Genomic DNA, 6467 nt, shown 5'->3' on the forward strand with positions numbered 1-6467 from the left:
TAAAACAAATTATCAAAATGACAGTAGTTACGATAGTAGTGTCCCTCGCCTGCCTCCTCATCGGAGCCGCCGCCTCGTACGTGCTCTTCAAGCAAGGCCTGAAGGCGAAATACGACGGCATCCTGAAGGACGCGGAAGCCGAAGCGGAAGTGATCAAGAAAAACAAGTTGCTCGAAGTAAAGGAAAAGTTCCTCAACAAGAAAGCCGACCTGGAAAAGGAAGTGGCCGCCCGTAACCAGAAAATCCAACAGGCCGAAAACAAACTGAAACAACGCGAACTGGTGCTGAACCAACGACAGGAAGAACTGCAACGCAAGAAGCAGGAAGCCGACGCCATCCGCGAAAACCTGGAAGCACAGCTGGGCATCGTCGACAAGAAGAAGGACGAACTGGACCACCTGCAACGCCAGGAAATCGAAAAACTGGAAACCATCTCGGGCCTCTCGGCCGACGAGGCGAAGGAACGCCTGGTAGAATCGCTCAAGGAAGAAGCCAAGACGCAGGCACAGTCGTACATCAACGACATCATGGACGAAGCCAAGCTGACGGCCAACAAGGAAGCCAAACGCATCGTCATCCAGACCATCCAGCGCGTAGCCACGGAAACGGCCATCGAAAACTCGGTCACCGTGTTCCACATTGAATCGGACGAAATCAAGGGCCGCATCATCGGCCGCGAAGGACGCAACATCCGCGCCCTGGAAGCTGCCACCGGCGTTGAAATCGTAGTGGACGACACGCCCGAAGCCATCGTCCTCTCGGCCTTCGACCCCGTGCGCCGCGAGATAGCCCGCCTGGCCCTGCACCAGCTCGTCACCGACGGCCGCATCCACCCCGCCCGCATCGAGGAAGTGGTGAACAAGGTACGCAAGCAGGTGGAGGAAGAAATCATCGAGACCGGCAAACGCACCACCATCGACCTGGGTATCCACGGCCTGCACCCCGAACTGATCCGCATCATCGGAAAGATGAAATACCGTTCGTCCTACGGCCAGAACCTGCTGCAACACGCCCGCGAGACGGCCAACCTCTGCGCCGTCATGGCCTCGGAGCTGGGCCTGAACCCGAAGAAGGCCAAACGCGCCGGCCTGCTGCACGACATCGGCAAGGTGCCTGACGAAGAACCCGAAATGCCACACGCCCTCTACGGCATGAAGCTGGCCGAAAAATATAAGGAGAAACCGGATATCTGCAATGCCATCGGTGCCCACCACGACGAGACGGAAATGACCAGCCTGCTGGCACCCATCGTCCAGGTGTGCGACGCCATCTCGGGCGCACGACCCGGTGCACGCCGCGAAATCGTGGAAGCCTACATCAAGCGCCTCAACGACCTGGAACAGCTGGCCATGTCCTATCCGGGCGTGACGAAGACCTACGCCATCCAGGCCGGCCGCGAACTACGCGTCATCGTCGGTGCCGACAAGATAGACGACAAGCAGACGGAGAGCCTGTCCGGCGAAATCGCTAAGAAGATACAGGACGAGATGACGTATCCGGGACAGGTGAAAATCACTGTCATCCGCGAGACACGCGCCGTCAGCTATGCGAAGTAAAACGAATTGAAAACAACATAAACAGACTCCCTAATCATGAACCCTCCCCGCTTCCAGTTCGAAGTCTGCGCCAACGGCGTAGAGAGCTGCCTGGCCGCACAGGCCGGCGGCGCGGACCGCGTGGAGTTGTGTGCCGGCATCCCCGAAGGAGGCACAACCCCCTCCTTCGGAGACATCGCCACCGCACGCAGCCTGCTGGACCGCACCCGTCTGCACGTCATCATCCGCCCCCGCGGCGGCGATTTCCGCTACTCTCCCCTCGAAGAGCGCATCATGCTGGAAGACATCGCCAACGCCCGGCGCCTGGGTGCCGACGGCGTGGTGTTGGGCTGCCTGACAGCCGACGGTACCGTAGACCTGCCCCTGATGGGACGGCTGATGAAGGCGGCACAAGGCATGTCGGTCACGTTCCACCGTGCCTTCGACGTCTGCCGCGACCCCTTCCGTGCACTGGAAGACATCATCGGCCTGGGCTGCCACCGCATCCTGACCTCAGGACAACAACCCACTGCCGAAGCGGGCATTCCCCTGCTGCGTGAATTGCAGAAAGCCGCCGCCGGACGCATCACGCTCCTGGCCGGCTGCGGGGTGAACGTGGGAAACATCGCCCGCATCGCCCGCGAGACGGGCATCACGGAGTTCCACTTCTCCGCCCGCGAAACCGTAGAAAGCGACATGGCCTGGCACAACGACGCCGTGTCCATGGGCGGCACTGTACGAATAGAAGAATATACCCGCCCCGTCACCACCGAACGCCGCGTCCGCGACACCATCGCAGCGGCACACAAGGGGTAAGAATACAAAAATGGCACACGGACAACGCAAGGTTTCATCCGTGTGCCATTTTCAATATCGGAAGGAAAGCAGCCTCAGCGCACCACCTTGTTCGTGGCCGGATCGGGGAAGACAACCGTCGGCTTGAACGACTTGGCCTCCTCGAAATCCATCAACGCATAGGACATGATGATCACGATGTCATCGGGCTGCACACGGCGTGCGGCCGCACCGTTCAGGCAAATCTTTCCGGAGCCGCGCTCACCTTTAATGATATAAGTCTCGAAACGTTCGCCATTGTTGTTGTCGGCAATGTACACCTTCTCGCCGGCAATCATGTTGGCCGCGTCCATGAGGTCCGCGTCAATCGTAATGCTACCCATGTAGTTCAGGTTAGCCTCCGTAACACGGGCACAGTGGATCTTGGACTTCAATACTTCAATCATCATAATGTATTTCTGTTTATTGGGTTAAGACTTGTACTTGATATTGTCGATGAGACGAACCTCGCCGCAAAAGACGGTGATACAGCCCACGGCATAATCCGTGTCGGCCCAATCGGCAATTTTCTGCAACGTATTCCCATCCACCAGCTCGAAATACTCCAGACGGAGACCTGGAACGGCAGCGATGGAATCTTCGACGAACTTCTGCGTCTCGGCCACCGTATGCGAAGCTGCAAACTCAACGCTGGCAAAGAGTGTCTGCGAAATCTTCAGCGCAGTCTGACGCTCGTCAGCAGACAGACGCTGGTTGCGGCTGCTCAAAGCCAACCCGTCGGCCTCGCGGACGATGGGACAACCTACAATCTCCAGCGGGAACTTCATCTGACGTACCATCTCGCGGATGATGGCCAGCTGCTGGAAGTCTTTCTCGCCGAAATAGGCACGGTCGGGCTTCACCATATCGAACAGTTTGCTCACAATCTGGCAAACACCGTTGAAGTGTCCCGGACGGAAAGCGCCTTCCATCACCGTATCCAGCGGAGCATAGCTGAAGTGACGGGTATCCGGTTCGGGATAAATCTCTTCGACCGACGGCGCAAAGGCGAACGTAGCTCCACACTGCTCGAGCAGGCGGCAGTCGGCCTCCAGCGTACGCGGATATTTGGCCAAATCGTTCTTGTCATTAAACTGAGTGGGGTTGACAAAGATGCTCACCACCGTGGCATCGTTTTCGGCCACACTCCGCTTAACCAGCGAAGCATGTCCCGCATGCAAAGCTCCCATAGTGGGCACCAGTCCCACCGTCTTACCCTGGGCACGCAAAGCGGCAAGTCCCGCCTGCAAGTCCTTGATAGAATGTACTATTTCCATTACTTTTAACGTTTGATAAATACAGGGTTGTTTCAAAAGCGGTGCAAAATAAGCTATTATTTACCACATAACGAAGAAATATCGCATTTTTTGTAGAAAAAGCATGTCCGAACAGAACTTTCCAGCCGAAAAAGCAATATTGAAATACAAGCACTTAACAAATCATAAGGAATTATAGCCATCCCATCTTGACGCTGTGAGCGTTTTTTTTTGTAACTTTGCGCAATAATTGATGAAGAGTATGACAAAGGCTAACAAGGTTTTATTTATCACACAAGAAATCACCCCCTATGTTCCTGAAACCGAACTGTCCCTAACCGGTCGTAACCTGCCGCAAGCCATCCAAGAGAAAGGCAGAGAGATCAGAACATTCATGCCCAAATGGGGGAATATCAACGAACGCCGCAACCAGCTGCATGAGGTGATACGCTTGTCGGGAATGAATCTCATCATCGACGACACCGACCACCCGCTGATCATAAAAGTGGCCTCCATCCAGTCTGCACGAATGCAGGTCTACTTCATAGACAACGATGACTTCTTCCAGAACCGGCTGCAAATCACCGACGAAAACGGTGTAGAATATGAAGACAACGACGCACGAACCATCTTCTATGCACGAGGAGTGCTCGAAACGGTGAAAAAGCTGCGTTGGTGCCCCGACATCATACACTGCCACGGATGGATGACGGCCTTGGCTCCCCTCTACATCAAGAGGGCATACCGGGAAGAGCCTTCGTACAGAAATTCCAAAGTGATCTTCTCACTCTACGAGAACGACTTCAAACAAAACTTCCATCCGGACTTTGCGACCAAGCTGATGCTGAAAGGTATCGCCAAAAAGGACCTCGCTAAACTGAAAGAACCCGTGGACTTCACCACTTTGTGCAAACTGGCTGTGGAGTATTCCGACGGAGTCATTCAGCAAAGCGAACACGTGAACCAGGAAGTGCTAGACTACGCACGGAGTCTGGGAAAACCCGTGTTGGAGTACCAGGGAGGCGAAGACATGGCAGACCGTTGCAACAGCTTCTACGACCTGGTTGCAGAAACAGAACAATGACATCAAAAAAAAGCAAAAACTGAAATCTATGAGACTTAAGCATATAGGAGCATTGCTGACAGCGGCTCTCGTATTCTTTGCTTGCGACGACACCACCAATACACTGGGTATGGGGATGCTCCCCGACTCGGACGGGATGTCTGCACATACCATCACTTTCGACGTCACAACCCATTCTTATCTGGCAGACGCCGTATATGCCAAGACCAGTACCGGATATGTAGGCCGCTTCACCGACCCCGAGTTCGGAGCCTATACATCCAGCTTCCTGACCGAACTAAACTGTACGGACAACTTCAAATTCTCGGAAACGCTGCCTCCTCTCTATGAAGAGTACTACAGCGGAGACACCTTGAAGGGTAAAGGTACACGCGTAGACGAAAACGTAGCAGGACTGAAGCTGATCCTTTATTATAGCAGCTGGTTCGGTGATTCCCTAAATGCCTGCCGCATGAGCGCCTACGAACTGAACGATCGTTGGATACAAGAACGCCAGGACGGGACCAAACACTACCGCTACACGGACATCAATATCAACGACTATAAAGGAACCCTCTTGGGAAGAAAAGCCTATACGGCCTATGATGCTACCGTACCCGATTCTGTTCGCTTTGCAACAGACTCCAACGGCAATTATACATATTCACCCAGTATCGTATTCAATCTCGACACGGAAATAGGACAAAAGATATATGACCTGAACAAGGCTTACGAAAAAGGTGAAAATAACTATTTCGATAATGCAGACAACTTCATTAACAACGTATTCAAGGGCGTCTGCATCCAGAACGACTTCGGCGACGGAACCATCCTCTATGCAGACCGCATAGACCTCCAGTTCCAGTTCCGCTTCCACTACGTAGACAGCCTGGGAGTTGCTCTCAAAAAGAAAGTGACTGATGAAAACGGGCAAATCGGTGAAGATTCAATCTATTATGGTGCAGAAACTCTGTTTGCATCGACCAAAGAAGTAATACAGGCTAACCAGTTTGCCAATTCAGAAAAGTTAAAAGAGAAAGCTGAAGAAAAGAACTGGACTTACATCAAGTCGCCCGCCGGTATCTTCACAGAGGCAACCCTACCCTATGATGAAATCTATCAGGAATTGTCCAAAGACACGCTTAACTCAGCGAAATTGACATTCACCAATTATAATGAGAAGAATAACTACAAGTTCAGTATGGATGCGCCAAGCAACGTATTGCTGCTACGCAAGCAGGAACTGAAATCGTTCTTCGAGGAAAACAAGGTGAACGATAACATCACTTCTTTCACCGCTATTCATAATAGCGTTGCAACTAACCAATACACCTTCCAAAACATCGCTCGCCTTGTATCTACTTGCATCAACGAAAAGAAAGCTGCACGCGACAAGGCAAAAGAAGAAGCAGGAACCACATGGGATGAAGAAGCGTGGAACAAGAAATGGAACGAAGAAAACCCTGATTGGAACAAAGTATTACTCATCCCAGTAAACATCAGTACCCAATCGACAGGAACAAACTCTACAACAACTACAGCTGTAGAACACGACTTGCAGCCCAGCTACGCTAAACTGCAGGGAGGCGACCCGGACAACGGCGGAACCAAACTGACGCTGGAAGTAACCTATACCCGCTTTCAAGAATAACAATTCCCAAGAATATAGTGAAATGAGGGTGTGTCGTAATACGCGATTCACCCTCTTTTCTTTATCAACGATAAGAGCGTTGTTAACTTTTTCAAGCAGCGATATTCTGAAGATAATCTCGATATTTT

At 52.6% G+C, this 6467-nt stretch carries 6 protein-coding genes; 4 read left to right on the forward strand and 2 right to left on the reverse strand.

Annotated features, from left to right (window positions below):
- Positions 1 to 17 precede the first annotated feature (17 nt).
- Both rny and HF894_RS08350 read left to right on the forward strand, forming a co-directional pair.
- Positions 18 to 1556 (forward strand): ribonuclease Y, encoded by a 1539-nt coding sequence (rny, locus tag HF894_RS08345; protein ID WP_204969823.1) that lies wholly within the window; start codon positions 18 to 20, stop codon positions 1554 to 1556.
- Between the two features lie 36 nt (positions 1557 to 1592).
- Positions 1593 to 2351 carry a copper homeostasis protein CutC gene (locus HF894_RS08350; protein WP_204971616.1) on the forward strand — a complete coding sequence of 253 codons (759 nt, stop codon included), beginning with the start codon at positions 1593 to 1595 and terminating at the stop codon, positions 2349 to 2351.
- Positions 2352 to 2425: 74 nt separating this feature from the next.
- Here the strand turns inward: HF894_RS08350 and panD are convergent, their stop codons facing one another.
- A complete protein-coding gene (gene panD / locus HF894_RS08355; RefSeq protein WP_204971617.1) occupies positions 2426 to 2779 on the reverse strand; it encodes an aspartate 1-decarboxylase in 354 nt (117 codons plus the stop codon).
- Positions 2780 to 2800: 21 nt separating this feature from the next.
- Positions 2801 to 3646, reverse strand: coding sequence for a pantoate--beta-alanine ligase (panC, locus tag HF894_RS08360; protein WP_021846558.1), 846 nt, complete (start codon positions 3644 to 3646; stop codon positions 2801 to 2803).
- A 241-nt stretch (positions 3647 to 3887) separates the two neighbouring features.
- On the opposite strand from panC, the gene HF894_RS08365 reads away from it, so the two are divergent.
- Both HF894_RS08365 and HF894_RS08370 read left to right on the forward strand, forming a co-directional pair.
- Positions 3888 to 4709, forward strand: a complete 822-nt coding sequence (locus HF894_RS08365) for a glycogen/starch synthase (RefSeq protein WP_204971618.1) — start codon at positions 3888 to 3890, stop codon at positions 4707 to 4709.
- Positions 4710 to 4737: 28 nt separating this feature from the next.
- Positions 4738 to 6339 carry a DUF4270 domain-containing protein gene (locus HF894_RS08370; protein WP_204971619.1) on the forward strand — a complete coding sequence of 534 codons (1602 nt, stop codon included), beginning with the start codon at positions 4738 to 4740 and terminating at the stop codon, positions 6337 to 6339.
- The last annotated feature ends 128 nt before the right edge of the window (positions 6340 to 6467 follow it).

Source organism: Caecibacteroides pullorum, from assembly GCF_019239235.1.
Classification (GTDB): Bacteria; Bacteroidota; Bacteroidia; order Bacteroidales; family Bacteroidaceae; genus Bacteroides; species Bacteroides pullorum.

Excerpts from the sequence above, each read along its gene's own strand:
- rny (WP_204969823.1), top strand. The coding sequence starts at position 18 with ATGACAGTAGTTACGATAGTAGTGTCCCTCGCCTGCCTCCTCATCGGA.
- HF894_RS08350 (WP_204971616.1), top strand. The coding sequence starts at position 1,593 with ATGAACCCTCCCCGCTTCCAGTTCGAAGTCTGCGCCAACGGCGTAGAG.
- panD (WP_204971617.1), bottom strand. The coding sequence starts at position 2,779 with ATGATGATTGAAGTATTGAAGTCCAAGATCCACTGTGCCCGTGTTACG.
- panC (WP_021846558.1), bottom strand. The coding sequence starts at position 3,646 with ATGGAAATAGTACATTCTATCAAGGACTTGCAGGCGGGACTTGCCGCT.
- HF894_RS08365 (WP_204971618.1), top strand. The coding sequence starts at position 3,888 with ATGACAAAGGCTAACAAGGTTTTATTTATCACACAAGAAATCACCCCC.
- HF894_RS08370 (WP_204971619.1), top strand. The coding sequence starts at position 4,738 with ATGAGACTTAAGCATATAGGAGCATTGCTGACAGCGGCTCTCGTATTC.